This window comes from Allobosea sp. FW305-C-101 (assembly GCF_058783685.1).
This window is the reverse complement of record NZ_JBYSYT010000006.1, coordinates 150,133-171,105: the sequence shown is the minus strand read 5'-3', so window position 1 is coordinate 171,105 and position 20,973 is coordinate 150,133. Positions and strand designations below refer to the sequence as shown.

Below are 20,973 nucleotides of genomic sequence, written 5' to 3'. Positions count from 1 at the left end.
GCCCGCATCGAGCGATCGGTGCGGGCCTTCCGCTTTTGCGGCGAAGCTGTCGAGCGGCGCCCTATTTCAGCGAGACGGCAACCGACCCGGCGATCGGATCGGTGACGCCGAGCCCGTTGCCGAGATCATCGAGCGTATGGCGGAAGCTGTTGAGCGTGGCGATCATCTGCGGACGGGCCGCCACCATCGCCTCGAAACTCTCCCATTCGGCGATGATGCAGTAGCGCCCCTCGCCGGCCGCGATGATGTTGGCGTGCCGCAGGCCCGGCCAGTCCTCGGCGATCTTGTTGTGAGCGTCGAGGAAGGCAGTCTCCATCCCCGGCTTCACCTTGAAACGAACGGCGTTGAATGCGGTCATGACAGCCTCCAGCGTTCGGAGCGATGACCTTAGGGCAATTCGGAGCCTTTGTCGTCACGATGAACCGGACTCGCGCTGGACCGTTGTCAAAGGGTAGCGTTCCAGCCGCAAAGTACCGATCCAACCAGAACGGGAGACAGCATCATGGCGATCAACAAGACCGGCGCGGCCCATTGGGAGGGCGGCATCAAGGACGGCAAGGGCACGATCTCGACCGAGACCAAGGCGCTCGACGCCTATCCTTACGGCTTCGCCAGCCGCTTCGAAGGCAAGCCCGGCAGCAACCCCGAGGAGCTGATCGGCGCGGCGCATGCCGCCTGCTTCACCATGGCGCTCTCGCTCATCCTGGGAGAAGCCAATCTCAGGGCCGATGCGCTCGACACCACCGCGCGCGTGACGCTTGACAAGCTTGACGACGGCTATGCGATCACCGCGATCCACCTGACGCTGAAGGGCAAGGTGCCTGGCGCCGACCAGGCGACCTTCCAGTCTCTGGCCGACAAGGCCAAGGCCGGCTGCCCGGTTTCCAAGCTGTTCAAGGCGCCGATCACGCTGGAAGCGACGCTGGCCGATTGAGGCTGACGATCTCTGACGGACACAACGCGTCATCCCGGACAAGCCGCGAAGCGGCGCCGATCCGGGATCCATCGTAGAGCTTCGGAGCCCTCCGATGGATCCCGGGGCAAGCCCGGGATGACGAAGCGGTTCCGAGCGTAACCAGAACGCCCCGCCTCAGGCGAAGTGGCAGGAGACGCTGACCTCGCCGAGCTTGCGCAACTCCGGGCGGTCGACGCGGCAACGATCGGCGGCTTGAGCGCAGCGCGGATTGAAGGTGCAGCCGGCCGGCGGGCTGATCGGGCTCGGCACCTCGCCGGACATCGGCCGGCGTTCCCGGTTCGGGCGCTCGACATCGGGGATCGTGTCGAGCAGCAGGCGGGTATAGGGGTGCTGCGGCCGGGTGAAGACCTGCTCGGCCGGCCCGGCCTCGACGAAGCGGCCGAGATACATGATCGCGAGGTCGTCCGACATGTGCCGGACGACCGAGAGATTGTGGCTGATGAAGAGATAGGTCAGCCCGAATTCCTTCTGCAGCCGGACCATCAGGTTGAGGATCTGCGCCTGCACGGAAACGTCGAGCGCCGAGGTCGGCTCGTCGCAGACGAGGAAATCGGCTTCGGTCGCGAGAGCGCGCGCAATCGAGATGCGCTGGCGCTGGCCGCCGGAGAAGGCGTGCGGATAGCGGCTCGCATCGGTGCGCGACAGGCCGACCACTTCGAGCAGGTCGCCGACGCGCTGCTGGATGGCCGCCTCGTCGGCGCGCAGGTTCAGCTCGCGGATCGGTTCCGCGATGATGTCGCCAACACGCCAGCGCGGATTGAGCGAGGCATAGGGGTCCTGGAAGATCATCTGCACGCGCGGCGGGCCGATGGTGCCGTCGGCACGGCGGATGTCGCGGAAGCTGAGCTTGCCCTCGGTCGGGCGCTGGAGGCCGACGACCATGCGGGCGAGCGTCGACTTCCCGCAGCCGGATTCGCCGACGATGCTGTAGGTGGTACCGCGCCTGACCGTGAAGGAGACGCTCTCGACCGCGCGCAGGATGCGTCGCGGCTCCTTTGAGAACAGCCGCGACAGGGCCGGCGCCGAGACGTCGAAGCGGCAGTAGGCGGCCTCGACATCGAGGATGATGTCGTCGCCGGCGGCTTGGGCGGGGGCGAGCGTCGAAACCTGCTCAAGCATGGGCCGCCTCCTTCAGGGGAAAATGGCAGGCGGCAGCATGCCCGGCCAAGGGCAGGCCGGGCTTGTGCTCGCGGCAGAAATCCTCCGCCCGGCCGCAGCGCGGGTTGAAGGCGCAGCCCGGCGGGATGGCGTTGAGGCGCGGCATGGCGCCGTCGATCTGGTTGAGATGCTCGTGCCGGACATGGACGCTCGGGATCGAGGCCATCAGGCCGGCGGTATAAGGGTGGCTCGGCCGGCGCGTCACCTCTTGGACCGGGCCGATCTCGACGATGCGGCCGGCATACATCACCGCGACCCGGTCGGCGGTCTCGGCGATCACGCCCATGTCATGGGTGACCAGCATGATCGCCGTGCCGTGCTCGCGGCAAAGCCGCTTCAGCAAGGTGGTGATCTGCGCCTGGATCGAGACGTCGAGCGCGGTCGTCGGCTCGTCGGCGATGATCAGCGAGGGCTCGGCGCAGAGCGCGAGCGCGATGACGACGCGCTGGCGCATGCCGCCCGAGAACTGATGCGGGAAATGGTCGATCCGCGTCTCGGCGGCGGGGATACCGACCTCCTTGAGCAGGTCGAGCGCGCGCTTGCGCGCCTCCGCCCGACTGACCGGCAGATGGGTCAGGATGGTCTCGACGAGCTGGTCGCCGACCTTGAGCAAGGGATGCAGCGAGGTCAGCGGGTCCTGGAAGATCGCGCCGATGCGCCGGCCGCGCAGCTTGCGCATCTGCTCCGCCGGCAGGTTGTCGATGCGCTGGCCGGAGAGATGGATCTCGCCGCCGGCGACACGGCCCGGCGGATCGAGCAGGCCGATCACCGCCGTGCCGGTCAGGGACTTTCCGGCCCCGGATTCGCCGACCACGCCGAGGATCTCGCCCGGCGCGATGTCGAAGGAGACGCCGTCCAGCGCGGTCAACGGGCCGTGGCGGCCATCGAAGACGATGCGCAGGTCGCGGACGGACAGGAGAGGCGCGGCGGCGGGCGCGGTCATGCAGAGGCCTCGCTGCGTTCGATCGGGTAGCTCGACGAGAAGATCTCGCTCATCGGCGGGTGGCCGAGCGTGCGCTCGGGATAGCGCGACATCACGCCCTCGAACTGCTTCTGGGCGCGGGCGTTGTCGGCGGCCTCGTCCTGGCCGGGGATCGCCCGGTTCTCCATGACGAAGCGGCCGTCGATCACCACGGTCGCGAAATCGCGGCCATGGCCGGTCAGCATCATCGTCTGGATGGGATCGATGACCTGCCCGCTATGCGGCCGGTCGAATTCGAAGACGGTGATATCGGCGCGGGCGCCCGGCTGGAGGCGGCCGAGATCGGGCCGTTGCAGAGCATTCGCGCCGCCGAGGGTCGCCGCGTCGTAATAATCCTCGGAGCGCACGGCGCCGACATTGCCGGCCATGGTGCGGGAGAGGATCATGCCGGTCTGCATGTTCATCACCATATCCGGCGGCGCCGTATCGGTGCCCATGGCGATGTTGAGGCCCATGGCGCGATAGCTGCCGAAATGATTGATGCTGTTGCCGTGCCGGCCGGAGACCAGCGGGCAATGCACGATGCTGGCGCCGGAATCGCGGATGATCTCGAGATCGCGGCCGGGACGGTCGATCAGGCGGCTGCCGGAGACGACGGTGCCATGCGGCAGCAGGCAGCGCTCGTTGAGGAAGCCGAGGCTTTCCAGCCATTCCGGCGGGCTCATGCCGTGCTGGGCGAGGACGAGGTCGTACTCGATCTTCGACTGGCAGCAGTGGAGCCGGACGGGGATGTCGAGCTCGCGCGAGGCAGCCGCCGTGCGGCGCAAAAGCTCGGCCGTCGAGGTCTCGATGCGGTCCGGCGCGAACATCGCGCGGATCAGGCCGCCAGCGACGCCCTCATGGCGCCTGGCGAAATCGATCGCGGCGTCGAGCTCGGCGAGGCCACGGTCTTCCTCGTAATAGGTGACGACCCGGCCGTCGCTTTCGACCACCTGATTGCCGGTGCGATAGGCCGGGCCGAGATAGGCGCGCATGCCGAGATCGGCAGCCGCTTCGGCCGCGTCCTCGAATTCCTGAACCGTCTCGCCCCAGGCGCGATAGAACAGCGAGGCGATCGGCAGCGCGGTGGTGATGCCGTTGCGGATCAACTGGGAGAAGGCATAGCGCTTCTGGAAGGCCAATTCCTCGCGCGTGTACATCTCGTAGGGACCGGCTTCGAGATAGCTGCGCGGCCAGACGCGGCCCTTCTTCCAGGCCGGCTGGTTGTCATAGCCGAGGATGGTGGTGTCGAGATCCGAGAGCGCATCGCAATCGACGAAGCCCGGCCCGATCAGGGCATGGCCGTAATCGATGCGTCTGCTGACTTCGCCCGGGAAGCCGTGGCCGACAAAGACGACCTCGCCGTTCTCGAAGACGACCTCGCCATTCTCGTAGAGACGATGGCGGCCGTCCTTGTGGCCGACCACCCAGCGCGCGGTCATCAGGATGCGGCCTTCGGGGCGCTTCTTGGCTTGCAGGTTCACGGGGCAGTCCTCACCGAAACGCCGTCACGGGCGACGATCTTGCCGCGCTTGATAACGCGGCGCTTGGGCGAACGCGTCACGACGATATCCGTCAGGCTCTGGCCGGGCATGATGACGAGATCGGCGATCTTGCCCTCGGCGAGACCGTAATCGGCGATTTCCATCACCTGGGCGCCACCCGTCGTGCAGACATGGAGGCCGAGCTCGACCTCGTCGTCGCGGCGGAAATTGTTGCGCAGGCCGATGAACATGGCGCGCTCGACCATGTCGGCATTGCCATAGGGACCCCAGGTGTCGCGGATGCCGTCCGAGCCCGAGCAGACGCGGATGCCGGCATCGAGCAGCTTCTTGACGGCCGGCGCGGTGTTGCGGGCCGGCGCTGTCGTCATGATCGCGATGTCGAGCTCGGCGAGCTGCGGGATCACGGGATCGACCAGCTCGGGCGCGGTGCCCAGGCAGAAGGCGTGGCTGACGGTGACCTTGCCCTTCATGCCGAGCGCGCGGGTGCGCTCGATGATCAGGTCGAGCGAGAACAGGCCCATTTCGCCGGGCTCGTGCAGGTGGATGTCGAGCGGCCGGCCATAGGTCTGGCAGAGCCCGAAGATCGCGTCGAGATGGCCCTTCGGGTCGCGGTCGATGGCGCAGGGGTCGAGCCCGCCGACGATCTCGCAGCCGGCCTTCATCGCCTCGTGCATCAATTCCAGCGTGCCCGGCCGGCGCAGCAGTCCGGATTGCGGGAAGGCGACGAGCTCGATGTCCATGATGTCCGCGTAATCCTCGCGGGTCTTCATGATGCCCTCGACGCCCCAGAGGCCGAGATCGGTGTCGACGTCGACATGGCTGCGGGTATGGGTCGAGCCCAGCATCGAGGACTGGACGGTCTGGCGCGCCGACTGGCGCGCCGGGTCGAGATCGAGGCGTTTCTTGCTCAGGCGCTCGTTGTCGATCTTGTCGAGCAGCTTGGGGCCGACCTCATTGACGTACCAGGTCATGCCCAAGAGGCTCTTGTCGAGATGGGCGTGAGCCTCGATCAGGCCGGGGATCGCGATGTCGCCGCGGCCGTCCTCGACCGTCACGCCGGCGGGTGCCGTGATGTCCTTCGCCATCCGGGTGATGCGGCCGTTCTCGATCAGGATATCGAGAGCCGGCCCGGCATTCGGCCTGACATTGCGGATGAGGAGGGAGGCAGTCATCGCAGGCGTATCCTCGTGGTTTCTTATGATGGTCAGCGCAGCTTCGGGTTCAGCGCGTCGCGCAGCCAGTCGCCGAGCAGGTTGACCGAGAGCACGATCAGGCCGAGCTGCAGTGAGGGGAAGACGACGAGCCACCAGGAGCCGGAGAACAGGTACTGGTTGCCGATGCGGATCAGCGTGCCCAATGAGGGCTGGGTGATCGGCATGCCGACGCCGAGGAAGGACAGCGTCGCCTCCGAGAGGATCGCGAGGCCGAGACTGAGCGTCGCCGAGACCAGCACCGGCGTCATCGTATTGGGCAGGATATGGCGGCCCATGATCCGCGTCGCCGGCACCTTGATGATGCGGGCGGCGAGGACGTATTCCTTGCGGCGCTCGACCATGGTCAGCGCGCGCACGGTGCGGGCATACTGGACCCAGCTGGTCAGCGCGATCGACAGCACCAACACCACGGCGGAGAAGGGCTCGCGCAGGGCCGGCGGCAGCATCTCGCGGAAGATCGCCGAGACCAGGATCGCCATCAGCAGGGTCGGGATCGAGAGCACGGTGTCGCCGAGCCGCATCAGCAGGTTGTCGACGCGCCCGCCATAGAAGCCGGCGGTGAGCCCGATCGAGACGCCGATCAGCATCGAGACGACGACGGCGGAAAAGCCGATGATCAGCGAGATGCGCGAACCGTAGAGGATGGCCGAGAGCACGTCGCGGCCCTGCGGATCAGTGCCGAGCAGGAAGGGCCATTCACCGCCATTCTGCCAGATCGGCGGGATTTCGGCCTTGTCGATGAAGATCTGCGCGAGATCATAAGGGTTCTGCGGCGCGATCAGCGGCGCGAAGAGCGCGGTCAGGACGAGCAGCGCCAGCACCAGCGTCGAGAGCCAGGCGACCGGCGTGTGGCAGAAGCTCCAGCCGATATCGCTGTCGAGGAAGCGGCGCAGGCGGCCGGGTTTCTTCACGGTGTCAGCGGGCATTGGCGCCTCCCGTCAGCGCGTCCTCGCGCAGGCGCGGATCGACCCAGGCATAGGTCAGGTCGACCAGCGTGTTCAGCGTGACGAAGATGAAGGAGACAACGATCAGATAGGCCGCCATCACCGGAATATCGACGAAGGTCACGGCCTGGACGAAGAGCATGCCCATGCCCGGCCACTGGAACACCGTCTCGGTGACCAGCGCGAAGGCGATGAGGTTGCCGATCTGCAGGCCGGTGACGGTGATGACCGGCATCAGGCAGTTGCGCAGCGCGTGGCCGAAATGGACGGCGCGGGACGGCAGGCCGCGCGCCCGGGCAAAGCGGATGAAGTCGGTGCGCATGGTCTCCAGCATCTCTGCGCGAACGAGGCGCATCACCAGCGTGATCTGGAAGAGCGAAAGCGTGATGCCGGGCAGGATCAGCGCCTTGCGGCCCGACGCGGTCAAGAAGCCGGTGCTCCACCAGCCGATCTGCACGACCTCGCCGCGCCCGAAAGCCGGCAGCCATTGCAGCGTCACCGAGAAGATCAGGATGAACAGGATGCCGAGCGCGAAGCTCGGCAGCGACACTCCGAGCACTGAGACGAACTGCAGGGTCTTGGCGAGGAAACTGTCTCGCCGGATCGCAGTGTAGACGCCCAGGGGAACGCCGACGGCGAGCGACAGGAAGGTCGCGACCAGCACGAGCTCGAAGGTCGCCGGGAAGCGCTCCGAGATCAGCGTGAAGACGTCCTGCTGGTTGCGGTAGGAGATGCCGAAATCGCCGCGCACGGCGTTGCCGACGAAGGTCGCGTATTGCAGCACGAAGCCCTTGTCGAGGCCGAGGCGGACGCGCAATTCGTCGCGCTGCTGCTGGCTCGCCTGTTCGTTCAGCATCAGCTCGACGGGGTCGCCGACGAAGCGGAAGATCAGGAAGGCGAGAAACGCCACCGCCAGCATCACGCCGGCGGCGTTGAGCAGTCGCTTGAAGAGAAAGGCCGGCATGGGAACTCCTGCGTTCCGGCGTCATTCCCGGGCTTCGCGATGCGAGAACCCGGGAACTTCAGGAGAAGGCGCTGGTTGCCGAAATGGCCGGGGGTCAAGCCCGGCCATGACGGTTGGACCGCGGCAGCCTCACTTCATCATGGTCAGCCAGAGCCGCGGCTTGTTGTCCGAGGCCTGCACGGTCGAGGCGACGGTGTTGCGCATCGCCCAGGCCATCGGCTGCTGGTGCAGCGGGATGAAGAGCTGCTCCTGCTTGGCGATCTTGAGCGCTTCCTTCATCATCTCGATGCGCTTGGGCGTATCGAGTTCGACGCCGGCCTTGTCGATCAGCGCGTCGATGCGCGGATCGCCCCAGTTGCCCCAGTTGAAGACGCCGCCGGTGCCGCTCTTGGAGCGCAGCACCTGGACCAGCAGGGAGTAAGCGTCGATCATCGGCTCGTTGGCCCAGCCGAAGGAGATGACGTCGAACTCGCCCTTGACGCGCTTCGGCGTCTGCTGGCTGCGCGGGGCCATGCTGAGGTTCGGCTTGAAGCCCGCGCGCGACCACATCGCCGCGACCGCCTGGCAGAACTCCTCCTCGTTGACGAGGGAGTCGCTCTGGCAGTTGATCTGGAACGAGAAGCCATTGGGATAACCGGCATCGGCCAGCAACTTCTTGGCGCCGTTCAGGTCGAAGGGCAGGCGCTCGTCCTGCGAGGGCTCGTAGCCGGGGATCGCCGGGGCGACGAGGGCGCCGGTATTGCGCGACAAGCCGCGCATGGCACGCTTGTGCACCGCGTCGATGTCGATGGCGCGATAGAGCGCCTCGCGTACCCGGATGTCCTTGAAGGGGTTTTTGTCCTTCACGTCGCTCTCGATCAGCTTGTCGCCGAGATTGAGCGCGAAGAAGACCGAGCGCAGTTCGTTGGTCTGCAGCACCTTGACGTCAGGCGAGGCGGAGAGGCGCGGCAGGTCCTGCAACGGGGCGACGTTGGTGTAGTCGATCTCGCCCGAGAGCAGCGCCGCGACGCGGGTCGAGGACGAGGTGATCGGCGAGAACTCGATCACGTCGATATTGTGCTTCGGCTTGTCCCACCAGGCGGCGTTCTTGACGAAGACCGTCTTGGAATCGGCACGGCGGCTCTCGACCTTGAACGGGCCGGTGCCGTTGGCGTTGTCGGTGGCGTAGCCCTTCACGCCCTTGCCGGAATCGGTCGGGAGCAGCGAGTTGTTCGCCTCCATCCACTCCTTGTCGAAGATGAAGATGTTGGTGAGGTCGTTGAGCAGCAGCGGATAGGGGCCGTTGACCTCGAGCTCGATCGTGTAGTCGTCGATCTTCTTCGAGCTCTTATAGGCCGGCAGGTTGCCCTTGAGCGGCGAGGTCTCGTGGGTGACGCGGGCCAGCGAGGCGAGAACGTCGTCCGCGGTGAAGGGGTTGCCGTTGTGGAACTTGACGCCCTGGCGCAGCTTGAAGCGCCAGACGGTCGGCGACACCGTCTCCCAGGACTCGGCCAGGGCCGGCTCGATCTTGAGATCGCCGGTATAGCGGACCAGCCCCTCATAGACGTGGTTCAGCACGGACAGCGTGAACGTCTCGCCGTAGGAATAGGGATCGAGCGAGGCGATCTCGCGTGACGCGCCCCATTTCAGCGTCTTGGCTTCCGCCGCACCGGTGAGCGCAAAAGCGGCGACGGCCGCCAGCAACCAGGCCTTCTTCATCGACTTCTCCCCTTTTGCATCGGCACGCCCGCGGCGGTGCCGAGTCTCGATCGCGTTCTGCCGTCCCGTTATGCACCTGGCGCTTTGCGCGCCATTTTCGTGTGCGATTATCAGGCATACTTGCATACGATATGAGAAGCGTATTGTATGCGATTATTGAACACAAGCGGAAACTGGCGCGGAGCCCGCTATCGTGACATTGACACCCCCGGACAAGACCGTTCCTGCACGAGGGAAAGCCACGATGGCCGAGAAGCGAGCCCCGGTTCTGCGCGCCGAATCCGTCTATCGGGCGCTGCGCCGGGCGATCATCGAGCAGGCGCTGAAGCCCGGCATGAAGCTGCCGGAGGATTCGATCGGCGAGCAGCTCGGCGTCAGCCGCACCCTGGTCCGCGAAGCCTTCGGGCGGCTCGCCGTCGAGGGGCTCGTCGAGCTCAAGCCCAATCGCGGCGCTTCGGTGGCCTATCCCACGCTGGAAGAGGCCCGCGACGTGTTCGAGGTCCGGCGCGGGCTCGAACGGCTCGTGGCCGAAAGCCTGGCCGGCCGCATCACCCCCGCCCAGGTCGCCGAGCTGGAAGCCCATGTCCGCCAGGAAGAGAAGGCGCATGAGCAGGACGGACCGGAATCGATCCGCCTCTCCGGCGAATTCCACATCAAGCTCGCCAAGATGACCGGCAACGCGCTGCTGCTGCGCTATGTTCAGGAAGCCTCCTCGCGCTGCTCGCTGATCCTGGCGATCTACGGGCGCCCGCATTCCAGCGAATGCGCCGTCTCCGAGCACCGGCAATTGATCGATGCGCTGCGTGCCGGCGACGCCACCCGGGCAGCCGACCTGATGGACCACCACCTGCGGGCCGTGGTCACCCGCGCATTGCTGACGCCCCGCGTCGAACGCGACATTCGCGACGTGCTCGCGCCCTACGCCCTCAGCGAAGGCTTGAACCCGTCCTGACCCCGTAACCGAGCCTAGCGACATCCCGGCAGCCCGCCGCATCGCGCACAAAGACATGCACCAGACGCAGGCCAATTAGTCTTTGGTCTATTTGATCTGCGTCAAGAACATTGCGCCCCCTGCGCTCAAGCCATGGCGGGGGCGGGATCGATGCGCCATCCTGACACGAAGCGATCCCATCGGCCAATCAAGACCGAGCGATCAGGGCGGGCGACCCACTATTCCAGGGAGGATGGGGCCATGGACGGAATCATGCGCGGGCTGCGCAGCATTCGGCATCTCCATCCGCGAGGTGACGCATGACGGCCACCACGGACATCACCGACTTCAAGGTCGAGACGCCGGACGGCGCCGTGCTGCACGCCTTCAAGGAAGGGCATGGCCAGCCATTGCTGCTGGTCAGCGGGCTCAGCGGCAGCGCCGCCTTCTGGAGCGATATCGCCGCGACGCTCTCGCGTTCCTTCCAGGTCATCCGCTTCGACCAGCGCGGCATCGGCGCCAGCACGCGCGGTGAAGCGCCCTGCACCATCGAGTTGCTGGCGCAGGACAGCCTCGCCGTTCTCGACGCGGCCGGCGTCTCGCGGGCCGTGGTGCTCGGCCACTCGACCGGCGGCTGCATCGCGCAGGCCATCGCCAAGCTTGCGCCCGGACGGCTCGACGGTCTGATCCTGAGCGCGAGCTGGCTCAAGTCCGGCCGCTATCTCAACGCCGTCTTCGGCGCGCGGCGCGCAATCCTCGCCTGCGACCCCTATGCCTATGCCGCGACCTCGGTGCTCAGCGGCTACCAGCCGCGCTGGATCGAGGCGAACTGGCACATCTACGATGCCGCGATCGAGGCCGCGCCGGTGAGTGAACACGCCCGGACGATCACACGCGAGCGCCTCGACGCGCTGCTCGCCTTCGACGGCACCGCCGATATCGACTCGCTGATGATGCCGGTGCTCGTGCTCGGCACGCGCGACGACATGGTCGTGCCCGTCTATCATCAGGAAGCGCTTGCCGCCGCCCTGCCCGGCTGCCGCCGCGCGATCATGGAAACCGGCGGACACCTCTTCCCGGTCTCGCGCCCCGATGCCTTCACCGCGACCGTGGCGGAGTGGATCGGCGAGCTCTGACCAAGACGCCGCGCGGCGAAATGGCTCATGCCGCCGCTGCGCATCTCGGCATTAAGTTGAGAATGTCTCCAAGTCGAAAGACGTGATCATGCGAGCCATTCTCTCCGGCCTTGTCCTCCTGCTTCCCCTCCTTGCCCAGCCTGCCACGGCACAGGACATCTCGGCCGGCGAGCGCTCCTTCGCCAAGTGCCGGGCCTGCCATCAGGTCGGCGAAGGCGCGCGCAATCTCGTCGGCCCCGAGCTCAATGGATTGATCGGCCGGCATTCCGGCGCGGTCGAGGGCTACAGCTATTCGAACGCCAACAAGAATTCCGGCCTGACCTGGGACGAGGCGACCTTCACCGACTACATCAAGGATCCCAGGACCAAGATCCCCGGCACCAAGATGATCTTCGTCGGCATCAAGAGCGAGAAGGAGATCAAGGACCTGATCGCCTTCCTCAAGCAGTTCGACAAGGACGGCAAGAAGCTCTGATTCCGCCTGCGGCATCGGCAAACTTGGTCTTGGGCGGCCGCCTGTCGTATTTCTCCTCGCTCGATCGATAGAGGAGAACCTGATGACCGGCGCCGCCCACCGGACCCGCCCCGTTTCCGCCTTGCGGGATTTCCTGCATAGCGAGGCCGCCGGCGGCATCATCCTGATGGTGGTTGCGGCGCTCGCCCTCGTCATCGCCAACTCGCCGCTGGCGCCCTTCTATTTCGGCGCGCTTAAGAGCTATGTGCTCGGGCTTTCGGTCCTGCACTGGATCAACGACGCGCTGATGGCGGTGTTCTTCCTGCTCGTCGGGCTGGAGATCAAGCGCGAGATGCTCGACGGCCAGCTCTCGAGCTGGAGCCGCCGCGTTCTGCCCGGCTTCGCCGCGCTCGGCGGCATGGTCGCTCCCGCTCTGATCTATGTCGCCTTCAATCTCGGCGCGCCTGAGAGCCTGCGCGGCTGGGCGATCCCGACCGCGACCGACATCGCCTTCGCGCTCGGCGTGCTCTCGCTGCTCGGCCCGCGCGTGCCGGCCTCGCTCAAGGTCTTCCTGACGGCGCTCGCCATCCTCGACGATCTCGGCGCGGTGATCATCATCGCGATGTTCTACACGGCCGGCCTGTCCGGCCTCCATCTCGGCCTCGCGGCAGCGACGCTGGTCGCGCTCACGCTGCTGAACCGCTTCGGCGTGACTCGGCTCGGCCCCTATCTCCTGCTCGGCGTCGCGCTCTGGGTCTTCACGCTGAAATCCGGCGTGCATGCGACGCTGGCTGGCGTGGCGCTGGCCCTCACGATCCCGCTCAAGCCCTCCCCGGCCAGGCCCGACGACGCCAATTCGCCATTGCACCGGCTGGAGCACGGCCTGCACCCTTACGTCGCCTTCCTGGTCATCCCCATCTTCGGCTTCGCCAATGCCGGCGTCTCCTTCAGCGGGCTCGGCCTGTCGACACTGGCCGCGCCGGTGCCGCTCGGCATCATGCTCGGGCTCTTCCTCGGCAAGCAGATCGGCGTGTTCGGCTTCAGCTGGCTGGCGATCCGCACCGGCTTCGCCGACCTGCCGGCCCGCGCCTCCTGGGCGCAGTTCTACGGCATCGCCCTGCTCTGCGGCATCGGCTTCACCATGAGCCTGTTCATCGGTCTCCTCGCCTTCCCCGAGTCGGAAGCGCTGCAGAGCCAGACGAAGATCGGCGTAATCGCCGGCTCGCTCATTTCCGGCATCGGCGGCTGGCTCCTGCTGCGCTTGTCACAACCGCAGGATGTCCACACCCAGGGCATGCACGAATCGAAAGGCTGATGCGATTCAGCGGAACGCCTCTTCCATTTTTCCGAATCGATGCAATATTTATTCGCTCCGGCGAACATCTGTGATTCGGAGCCGGACGAATGTGCAGCCGAGGAAGGGCTCTCAGCGTCGATGAAGAAGGCCAAGCGGAAACCGGGGGAGAAGCGGTCGCAGATCGCCGCCATGCCGATCCGCCACGCCGCCGACGGCTCGACTGAAATCCTGCTCGTCACCTCGCGCACCACGCGCCGCTGGATCGTGCCCAAGGGCTGGCCGATGAAAGGCCTCAAGGACCGCGACGCCGCCGCGCGCGAGGCCTATGAGGAGGCCGGCGTCGTCGGCCGCGTCAGCGAGAAGCCGGCCGGGCGCTACACCTACTGGAAGCGGATGAGCGATCATTTCGCGCTCTGTGAGGTCAAGCTCTACCTGCTCGAAGTCGAGAAGCAGCTCGACAGCTGGGCCGAACAGCACCAGCGCGACCTGCACTGGTTCAAGCTGGCCGACGCTGCCGATATCGTCGACGAGCCAGAGCTCAGCACCGCGATCCGCAAGCTCGACACGCAGCTCGCCGTCGCGGCTTAGACCTTTGTTTTTACGCAATTCCGGACGCAAAACCGCTACGCACTTTTGCTGGAATGGCTCTAGACGAAACCGATCCAGCGCCCCGCCAGCAGCACCGCAAGCCAGAGCGTGAAGGACGCGAATGCGCTCGCCCGCACCCTGAGCGGCACCCGGTCCGTCGCGAGCGCCTCCGCCAGCGCCCTGCCCCGATGCTGGAGCGCGATATTGCCGAGCGCCAGCGCGAGCAGGGCGAGCTTGGCGAGGAAGGCGGGATTGCCCGCATATTCCGCGGGCTTCACCGTAAAGAGCCAGGCGCCGGTCAACAGCGCCAGCGAGAGGCCGAAGGCGGCGGCGCGCGTCAGGAAGGGCGCGAGCACGGCGAGCGGGGCGCCGCGCAGCAGGCCGATCAATCGGAGATCGAGCGGCAGGATTGCGCCGACGAGCAGGCCGATGCCGAGGATATGGGCGGCACTGACGACGAGATAGGCGGCGCCGGAGCGCTGCAGCAACAGCGCGCCCGGCCAATGCCCCAGCGCTTCGATCAGACTCGTCACACTCAATTGGTCCGAATGCGCTCCGGGTACATGTCGTAATCCTTGCCGGCGAGGGTGATGCGCACGGCCTTCATGTGCAGCTTGGTCTTGTCGAGATGGCGGTTGCCGAGCGCGGTGATGGCATCGCCGGGCTTGGCCGTGTCGCCGCGGAAGCCGGAGCGTTCGGTCTGGTTGGGATTGCCGAGATCGACCTGCCAGAGCTTGCCCTCGGACTCGACCATCAGCATCGGATGCGGCGGGGCCATCGAGATCTTGCTGATCTTGCCCTTGAGCGTCATCTGCTCGCCCTCGGCCCAGGCCCAGCCGTGATGCGCCAAAGCCGGCAGCGCGACGGTGGCGGCAAGGCCGGCGAGAAGGACGGGAAGGCGGCGGCGGTTCAGCATCGTCATGCAACGTCTCCCTGCTCGGGCGCGCAAGCCGCGCGCCTCTCCACAACCAGCCTGCCACGGCCGGGTTGCAGCCCGGCCATCACATCTGCGTTGACCCGCTCAGGAACACGCAAGCGCCTGCGGCCGCCCGTGTCGCCGCGTGCGGGGAGAATGAGGGGCAGCGGAGCGCCGCGAGGCGCGGGATATCTTGCCGCTTCCATTGAGCCAGGATGCGGCGCGGAGGGATTGAGCCACCCTCCGCACGCCACGTGGCGCTCCGCTTGCCGGCGATTTGAAAGCCACGGGCCGCGCTTATACGGTCGGAGTTCCGTAGGCCCGGCGCTTCACGGATCAGTTCGGCTCATCGCCTCGTCACCCGTTCCGCGTCCGGCCTCGGATATCCCGAGCCTTCCAGCGAGCTCCTCGCACAGGCGCCGTAGTACGCCCAGGGCGGTTCCCGCAGCCTCCCGAGTCCGGGGTGCAAACCCGGCCGCAGGGCGCCGCCCCCGCCCCGCCATGCAGCATGCCTCCGGATGGCCGCCCCTCGGGGTGAGGTGGGCCGAGGATAGGCATGGGCCGCGCGGGCGGGGATTAGTTTTCATCGGCCACACCGGCATGGCATAAGCCCCTCATGCAAATCCGACCCGAACAGCCCGCAGATTCCGACGCCATCCGCGCCCTGACCACGGAGGCCTTCGCGACGGCGCCGCATAGCAGCGGCACCGAAGCGGCGATCGTCGATGCCCTACGCGCGGCCGGAGCGCTGACGCTCTCGCTCGTCGCCGTCGAGGGCGACGAGATCGTCGGCCATGTCGCCTTCTCGCCGGTGACGATCGACGGTGCGGAGCGCGGCTGGTTCGGGCTCGGACCGGTCTCGGTGCGGCCGGGCCGGCAGCGCGGCGGCATCGGCTCGGGCCTGATCCGCGAGAGCCTGCGACGCCTGCGCGAGATGGGCGCCGGTGGCTGTGTGCTGCTCGGCGACCCCGCCTATTACGGCCGCTTCGGCTTCGCCAACGATCCGGCGCTGGTGCTGGAAGGCGTGCCCCCGGAATACTTCATGCGCCTCGGTTTCGGCGCGGAGCTACCGGCCGGCACGGTGCGCTATCACACGGCTTTCGACGGGGCTTGAGGCTCAGACCGCCCAGAATTCCCGCGCGCCCGGCGGCAACTTGGCCAGCGCGCGCTCGAAGGCTTGCGGATCGACATGCCGCCGCAGCGCCCGGGCGACATCAGCGATGCCGCTTTCGGGCAGGATGCTGTGGTCGCCGCGAAAGGCCATCGCCTCCCGCGTTAGCGCCGCGCGATCGGCGAAGGGCCTTGGCGGTTGGCCGACCTCCCAGCCCTGCAAGACCATCGCCGCGAGCAGCGGCGGCAGCGCGTCGGCGAAGGCGAACCCCTCGGCCGGCGTCAGGCGCGCCCGGAAAGTGACGAGCACAGCCAGCACCGACTGCCAGGTCTGATGCGTGGTGGCATGGCCAAGCTCATCGCGCGCATCGAGCAGGAAGCGTTCGAGATCGCGCGAGGCGTGGACGAAGGTTGAGGGGACGGTCACGGGGCGGAGGATAGGTGATGACGCTCCTCCCGTCATGGTTCAGTTCGTTCCGGCGATGAGCACCTGTGCGGGCTATGCACGCCTCTCTTATCCCTCATAGCGGAGTACACCGCAGATAATCTGAGGCCACTCAGATTGCAGAAATGGAAATCCTTGTTAACTGCCCCCCTCCACACCTTCAGCGTCATAGTAACCTGAATCGTTCCGGCCTAACTGACCTCGTTTTACCATGCGACCTAGCAACGTATATCCATACTGCGGATTTCGTTGAATTTTTTCTCCGAGCGCAGGATGAGCCCGTATGGCCTGCCCCATCTCCGAGGTGCTCATTTCTTCCCCTACAGATCGACCCTTTATGATCTTTCTCACAATATCGGGCGCAGCCTCCTCCTCCTCATATCCAGCAAACGGATCGGCGCCCTTCGTCATCAGTCGATCATAAACATCGGCTGCAATTAGACCTTTACCCCGCCGCTTAATCTCCCCTCGGTCGACCATCCGCGAGACAGTGTTGTAAACGGAGTTGGCATTGCGCCGCACACGGTCGCCAAATTCTGAACGCTCCGCGGCAGCCATCAAATCTCGATAAGCGACGACTTCATTTGCAGCGATCAGAAAACCGCGAACCCATGAAGGCAAATCAGCCTTCGATTTCTCATTAATGCTTTTATCTTGCGCGACACTGGCCAACATTTCTGGCGGCAAGATAAGCTCAATAGCTGATATTAGGCGATTCAGCTCGCTAAGCCGAACCTCGATCTTTTTGCGTTCTTCAATCCATCTGCGCACATCGCCGATGGTAAGAAGGACATCTGTTTCAGGCGGCATCGAAGACCCCTTTCCCCATCTCGACGGCATAGCACATACACCTCCCCACAGGAAGCCCACAGACATATGAGGACAAGGGATTGACGACACGCCCCTCCTAAGCCAGAACTGCGAAGAAGGAGGCTCCGATGCGAATCAGGAGGGTTGCTCTTGCCGATGTTACGCTCACGAACGCGGCACGGGCGAAATGAGAAAGCCGCCGACCCAGGCACGGGTACGGCGGCTTAGCGTGGGCATCTAGCGATAGAGACCAGCGGCGGTGTGAATAACACCGCCGCTATGATTTGTGAATCCCAATTCGATACCATTTCGTGGGTATCGTTAGAGACTGTCTACCTCCGCCGCCTTCTCTCCCCCGCCCCCTTAGGCCGCGATTCCGGCACCGGGCCCATCTCGTCCAGGGTCGGCTTCCGCACCCGTGAGGTGCCGGTCAGCAGCGGGTTCGGCTTCTCGCCGGCTTTCGGCTTGCCCTCGCCGCCGCCCCAGTTATGCGGGCCCATGTCCTCGTCCGTGGGCTTGCGGGCGCGGGTGGGCGGCAGGTTGGCGCTGGAGCCGTAAGAGCGCTCGCCCTTGTATTTGCCGGCGGAGGCCTCGACATCGCTCTGGCGGGCAAGCGGGTCGTCGCTGATCGCCAGCTCCGTCGCCTGCAGGCGCTTGATCTCGTCGCGCAGGCGGGCCGCCGTCTCGAATTCGAGATCGGCCGCGGCCTCGCGCATGCGCTTTTCGAGATCGGCGATCGCGGCCTTGAGATTGTGGCCCGAGGCCGGCGTCACCAGCCCCTTGTCGACCGTGACATGGTCGCGCTCATAGACCGAGCCGAGGATGTCGCCGATGGCGCGCTTGATCGTCTGCGGCGTGATGCCGTTCGCCTCGTTATAGGCGACCTGCTTCTCGCGGCGGCGGTTGGTCTCCGCCATCGCCCGCTCCATCGAGCCGGTGATGTGGTCGGCATAGAGGATGACCTTGCCGTCGACGTTACGGGCGGCGCGGCCGATGGTCTGGATCAGCGAGGTCTCGGAGCGCAGGAAGCCCTCCTTGTCGGCATCGAGAATGGCGACGAAGCCGCATTCGGGGATGTCGAGGCCCTCGCGCAGCAGGTTGATGCCGACCAGAACGTCGAAGGCGCCGAGGCGCAGGTCGCGCAGGATCTCGATGCGCTCGATCGTGTCGATATCCGAGTGCATGTAGCGCACGCGCACGCCGTTCTCGTGCAGGTACTCGGTCAGGTCCTCGGCCATGCGCTTGGTCAGCACGGTGACGAGGGTGCGGTAGCCCTTCTCGGTGACCTCCTTGACCTCGTCGAGCAGGTCCGCGACCTGATGCTTGGCGGGCCTGATCTCGACCGGCGGGTCGATCAGCCCGGTCGGGCGGATGACCTGCTCGGTGAAGACGCCGCCGGTCTGCTCCATCTCCCAGCCGCCGGGCGTGGCCGAGACATGCACCGACTGGGGCCGCATCGCGTCCCATTCCTCGAAGCGCAGCGGCCGGTTGTCCATGCAGGACGGCAGGCGGAAGCCGTATTCGGCCAGCGTCGCCTTGCGGCGGAAGTCGCCCCGGTACATGCCGCCGATCTGCGGCACGGAGACATGGCTCTCGTCGGTGAAGACCAGCGCGTTGTCGGGCAGGTATTCGAACAGGGTCGGCGGCGGCTCGCCCGGCTTGCGGCCGGTGAGATAGCGCGAATAGTTCTCGATGCCGTTGCAGGAGCCGGTGGCCTCGATCATCTCGATGTCGAAGGTGCAGCGCTGGTCGAGCCTTTGCGCCTCCAGGAAGCGGCCCATGCGGTTGAGTTCGTCGAGGCGGGCCTTGAGCTCCTCCTTGATCGACTTCACGGCCTGGGTCAGCGTCGGGCGCGGCGTGGTGTAGTGCGAATTGCCGTAGACCTTGATGAATTCGAGCTCGCCGGTCTTCTGGCCGGTCAGCGGGTCGAATTCGGAGATCGACTCGACCTCGTCGCCGAACAGGCCGATGCGCCAGGCGCGGTCCTCATAGTGCGCCGGGTAGAGCTCGATGACGTCGCCGCGGACGCGGAAGGTGCCGCGAGCGAAATCGTGCTGGGTGCGCTTGTACTGGAGCGCGACGAGATCGGCGATGAGCTGGCGCTGCTCGATGCGCTCACCGAGCTTCACCGAGAAGGTCATCGCCGTATAGGTCTCGACCGAGCCGATACCGTAGATGCAGGACACCGAGGCGACGATGATCACGTCGTCGCGTTCGAGCAGGGAGCGCGTCGCCGAGTGGCGCATGCGGTCGATCTGCTCGTTGATCGAGGACTCCTTCTCGATATAGGTGTCCGAGCGCGGGACATAGGCCTCCGGCTGGTAATAGTCGTAATAGGAGACGAAGTACTCGACCGCGTTGTCGGGGAAGAAGCTCTTGAACTCCCCGTAGAGCTGCGCCGCCAGCGTCTTGTTCGGGGCGAGGATCAGCGCCGGGCGCTGCGTCTCCTCGATCACCTTGGCCATGGTGAAGGTCTTGCCCGAGCCGGTGACGCCGAGCAGGACCTGGTCGCGCTCCTGCCGGCGGATGCCGTCGACGAGATCGGCGATCGCGGTCGGCTGGTCGCCTGAGGGAGAGAAGTCCGACTTCATCGTGAAGGCGATGCCGCCCTCCGACTTCTCGGGGCGTTCGGGCCGGTGCGGCGTCCAGGGCTTGCCGGGCTGGATGAAGGGGCTGCCGGTCTCCAAGAGATGCTGCAGCGAGCTCGCCGTCGCGGCGGCCGCGCCCTCGGCGCCGATGAAGGCGGAATCCGCCTTCTTGGAAAGCTTGCGCTTCGGCCTCTCCTCGCCGCCGGGCCGTTCCAGTGCATAGCTCGGCTTGGCCTCGTAACCGGCCTGCGGCTGGTCGCTGAAGCCGGAGGCGCCGCCGGGCACCGCCGTGCCGCGGTTGATCGCAGGATTCAGCAGGTCGGCGAGATAGCCTTCGAGCGGCTTCAGCTCGGGCTTCGTCGCCTTGGAGTTCGGCGTGCGCGCCGACGAGGGCTTCTTCGCAGCCTTGGGCTTGGTCGCGGTGGTGTCGGAGCTTTTCGGCATGGCCGCAATATGGGGCGGAACGCGCGATGATGCGAGAGGGCGCGACGCCCTGCCGGCATGATTGGTGACAGGAGTTGACAGGATCGAGATATGCAATCTTAGATTGCATGTTATTTTCAAATTCAACCTGTGGAGATGGGCCATGTCGGGGGGCGGGTCCGAGGCCAAAGTGGTGGCGGTCGAGGCCGCTGGCGCCGCGCCGCCTTCAAGCCCTAACCACCCGGCCCACCTTCGCCCACGAAAATGCGTCCTCTAGCCTGTCATCGCCCCAGAAGGCCTCCTTGCCCACCACGAAGTGCGGAGACCCGAAGAGGCCGAGAGCCCTGGCTTCGTCGGCACTGGCAGCCATCTTCGCGTCCATCTCCGGGGCTGCGATGCGGGAGAGGATCGCGTCGGCATCCTTGCCCATTTCGCTGAGCATCACCGCGAGGTTGCCGTCCATGCCCGGCGGTTTGCCCTTGAGGAACCACCATTCGAAAGCCTTGAGCGCATATTGCTTGGCCCAACCTTCCTCGTAGGCAATCAGCGCTGCCTTGAAGTTGAGCGTCTCCGGGTCGCTTGGATAGGCCGGTCGCTCATCGGGGAACGGGAGGCCGTGCATCAGCGCCCGCCGCTCCAGATCCCGCCACATGTATTCCGTCTTGGCCCGGCCGGCAGGAAACGGCACATGGTTGTTTTCGCGGAGGAGCGCCCGGAGGTTGAACGGCTTCCAGCGAACCTCGATGCCCTCCCGCTCAGCCGCAGCATCGATGCGATTGACCGTCAGGTAGGTGTAGGTGGAGGCAGACCAGAAATAGAAGTCCACGGGGCTGGGCATGCGTGCGGTCTCCTCAA

21 protein-coding genes are annotated in these 20,973 nt (G+C 65.9%); 7 read left to right on the top strand and 14 right to left on the bottom strand.

Features of this window, described 5'->3' with window-relative positions:
- Positions 1–61: 61 nt before the first annotated feature.
- Complete coding sequence (locus tag AC3WMA_RS22725) at positions 62–358, bottom strand: antibiotic biosynthesis monooxygenase family protein (protein ID WP_492287597.1); 297 nt, start codon at positions 356–358, stop codon at positions 62–64.
- 144 nt (positions 359–502) lie between these two features.
- On the opposite strand from AC3WMA_RS22725, the gene AC3WMA_RS22720 reads away from it, so the two are divergent.
- A complete protein-coding gene (locus AC3WMA_RS22720) occupies positions 503–934 on the top strand; it encodes an OsmC family protein (RefSeq protein ID WP_492287596.1) in 432 nt (143 codons plus the stop codon).
- A gap of 156 nt (positions 935–1,090) precedes the next feature.
- On the opposite strand, the gene AC3WMA_RS22715 is transcribed toward AC3WMA_RS22720, so the two are convergent.
- The 7 genes from AC3WMA_RS22715 to AC3WMA_RS22685 form a co-directional block, all read right to left on the bottom strand.
- Positions 1,091–2,095 (bottom strand): ABC transporter ATP-binding protein, encoded by a 1,005-nt coding sequence (locus AC3WMA_RS22715; protein WP_492287595.1) that lies wholly within the window; start codon positions 2,093–2,095, stop codon positions 1,091–1,093.
- Complete coding sequence (locus tag AC3WMA_RS22710) at positions 2,088–3,077, bottom strand: ABC transporter ATP-binding protein (RefSeq protein WP_492287594.1); 990 nt, start codon at positions 3,075–3,077, stop codon at positions 2,088–2,090. Before AC3WMA_RS22710 ends, AC3WMA_RS22715 begins: the two co-directional genes overlap by 8 nt.
- A complete protein-coding gene (locus AC3WMA_RS22705) occupies positions 3,074–4,537 on the bottom strand; it encodes an amidohydrolase family protein (protein ID WP_492287643.1) in 1,464 nt (487 codons plus the stop codon). Before AC3WMA_RS22705 ends, AC3WMA_RS22710 begins: the two co-directional genes overlap by 4 nt.
- 38 nt (positions 4,538–4,575) lie before the next feature.
- Positions 4,576–5,772: an amidohydrolase family protein gene (locus tag AC3WMA_RS22700; protein WP_492287593.1), complete on the bottom strand. Its 1,197-nt coding sequence runs from the start codon at positions 5,770–5,772 to the stop codon at positions 4,576–4,578.
- Between the two features lie 32 nt (positions 5,773–5,804).
- A complete protein-coding gene (locus AC3WMA_RS22695) occupies positions 5,805–6,740 on the bottom strand; it encodes an ABC transporter permease (RefSeq protein ID WP_492287592.1) in 936 nt (311 codons plus the stop codon).
- Entirely contained in the window at positions 6,730–7,722 is a 993-nt protein-coding gene (locus AC3WMA_RS22690; protein ID WP_454658456.1) for an ABC transporter permease, read from the bottom strand. The genes AC3WMA_RS22695 and AC3WMA_RS22690 overlap by 11 nt, the downstream gene beginning before the upstream one ends.
- Positions 7,723–7,851: 129 nt before the next feature.
- Entirely contained in the window at positions 7,852–9,420 is a 1,569-nt protein-coding gene (locus AC3WMA_RS22685) for an ABC transporter substrate-binding protein (protein ID WP_492287591.1), read from the bottom strand.
- A 244-nt stretch (positions 9,421–9,664) separates the two neighbouring features.
- On the opposite strand from AC3WMA_RS22685, the gene AC3WMA_RS22680 reads away from it, so the two are divergent.
- The 5 genes from AC3WMA_RS22680 to AC3WMA_RS22660 all read left to right on the top strand — a co-directional run bounded on the left by AC3WMA_RS22680 (position 9,665) and on the right by AC3WMA_RS22660 (position 13,826).
- Positions 9,665–10,372, top strand: coding sequence for a GntR family transcriptional regulator (locus AC3WMA_RS22680; protein WP_492287590.1), 708 nt, complete (start codon positions 9,665–9,667; stop codon positions 10,370–10,372).
- Positions 10,373–10,671: 299 nt separating this feature from the next.
- Entirely contained in the window at positions 10,672–11,487 is an 816-nt protein-coding gene (locus tag AC3WMA_RS22675; protein ID WP_336814035.1) for an alpha/beta fold hydrolase, read from the top strand.
- An 88-nt stretch (positions 11,488–11,575) separates the two neighbouring features.
- A complete protein-coding gene (locus AC3WMA_RS22670) occupies positions 11,576–11,962 on the top strand; it encodes a c-type cytochrome (RefSeq protein WP_492287589.1) in 387 nt (128 codons plus the stop codon).
- Positions 11,963–12,044: 82 nt separating this feature from the next.
- Complete coding sequence (gene nhaA / locus AC3WMA_RS22665; RefSeq protein WP_492287588.1) at positions 12,045–13,256, top strand: Na+/H+ antiporter NhaA; 1,212 nt, start codon at positions 12,045–12,047, stop codon at positions 13,254–13,256.
- A gap of 120 nt (positions 13,257–13,376) precedes the next feature.
- A complete protein-coding gene (locus tag AC3WMA_RS22660; protein WP_492287587.1) occupies positions 13,377–13,826 on the top strand; it encodes an NUDIX hydrolase in 450 nt (149 codons plus the stop codon).
- A gap of 59 nt (positions 13,827–13,885) precedes the next feature.
- On the opposite strand, the gene AC3WMA_RS22655 is transcribed toward AC3WMA_RS22660, so the two are convergent.
- Positions 13,886–14,359 (bottom strand): DUF6644 family protein, encoded by a 474-nt coding sequence (locus tag AC3WMA_RS22655; RefSeq protein WP_492287586.1) that lies wholly within the window; start codon positions 14,357–14,359, stop codon positions 13,886–13,888.
- Positions 14,360–14,361: 2 nt separating this feature from the next.
- Entirely contained in the window at positions 14,362–14,748 is a 387-nt protein-coding gene (locus AC3WMA_RS22650; RefSeq protein ID WP_091858370.1) for a DUF6152 family protein, read from the bottom strand.
- Positions 14,749–15,358: 610 nt separating this feature from the next.
- Here AC3WMA_RS22650 and AC3WMA_RS22645 point away from each other — a divergent pair.
- Complete coding sequence (locus AC3WMA_RS22645; protein WP_492287585.1) at positions 15,359–15,856, top strand: GNAT family N-acetyltransferase; 498 nt, start codon at positions 15,359–15,361, stop codon at positions 15,854–15,856.
- Between the two features lie 3 nt (positions 15,857–15,859).
- Here AC3WMA_RS22645 and AC3WMA_RS22640 read toward each other — a convergent pair whose 3' ends face one another.
- The 4 genes from AC3WMA_RS22640 to AC3WMA_RS22625 all read right to left on the bottom strand — a co-directional run bounded on the left by AC3WMA_RS22640 (position 15,860) and on the right by AC3WMA_RS22625 (position 20,956).
- On the bottom strand, positions 15,860–16,279 hold the full coding sequence (locus AC3WMA_RS22640; protein WP_492287584.1) for a DUF2267 domain-containing protein: 420 nt from the start codon (positions 16,277–16,279) through the stop codon (positions 15,860–15,862).
- A 156-nt stretch (positions 16,280–16,435) separates the two neighbouring features.
- Positions 16,436–17,107, bottom strand: coding sequence for a hypothetical protein (locus AC3WMA_RS22635; RefSeq protein ID WP_492287583.1), 672 nt, complete (start codon positions 17,105–17,107; stop codon positions 16,436–16,438).
- A 332-nt stretch (positions 17,108–17,439) separates the two neighbouring features.
- Positions 17,440–20,139: an excinuclease ABC subunit UvrB gene (gene uvrB, locus AC3WMA_RS22630; protein WP_492287582.1), complete on the bottom strand. Its 2,700-nt coding sequence runs from the start codon at positions 20,137–20,139 to the stop codon at positions 17,440–17,442.
- Positions 20,140–20,344: 205 nt separating this feature from the next.
- Positions 20,345–20,956: a 2-hydroxychromene-2-carboxylate isomerase gene (locus tag AC3WMA_RS22625; protein ID WP_492287581.1), complete on the bottom strand. Its 612-nt coding sequence runs from the start codon at positions 20,954–20,956 to the stop codon at positions 20,345–20,347.
- Positions 20,957–20,973 lie beyond the last annotated feature (17 nt).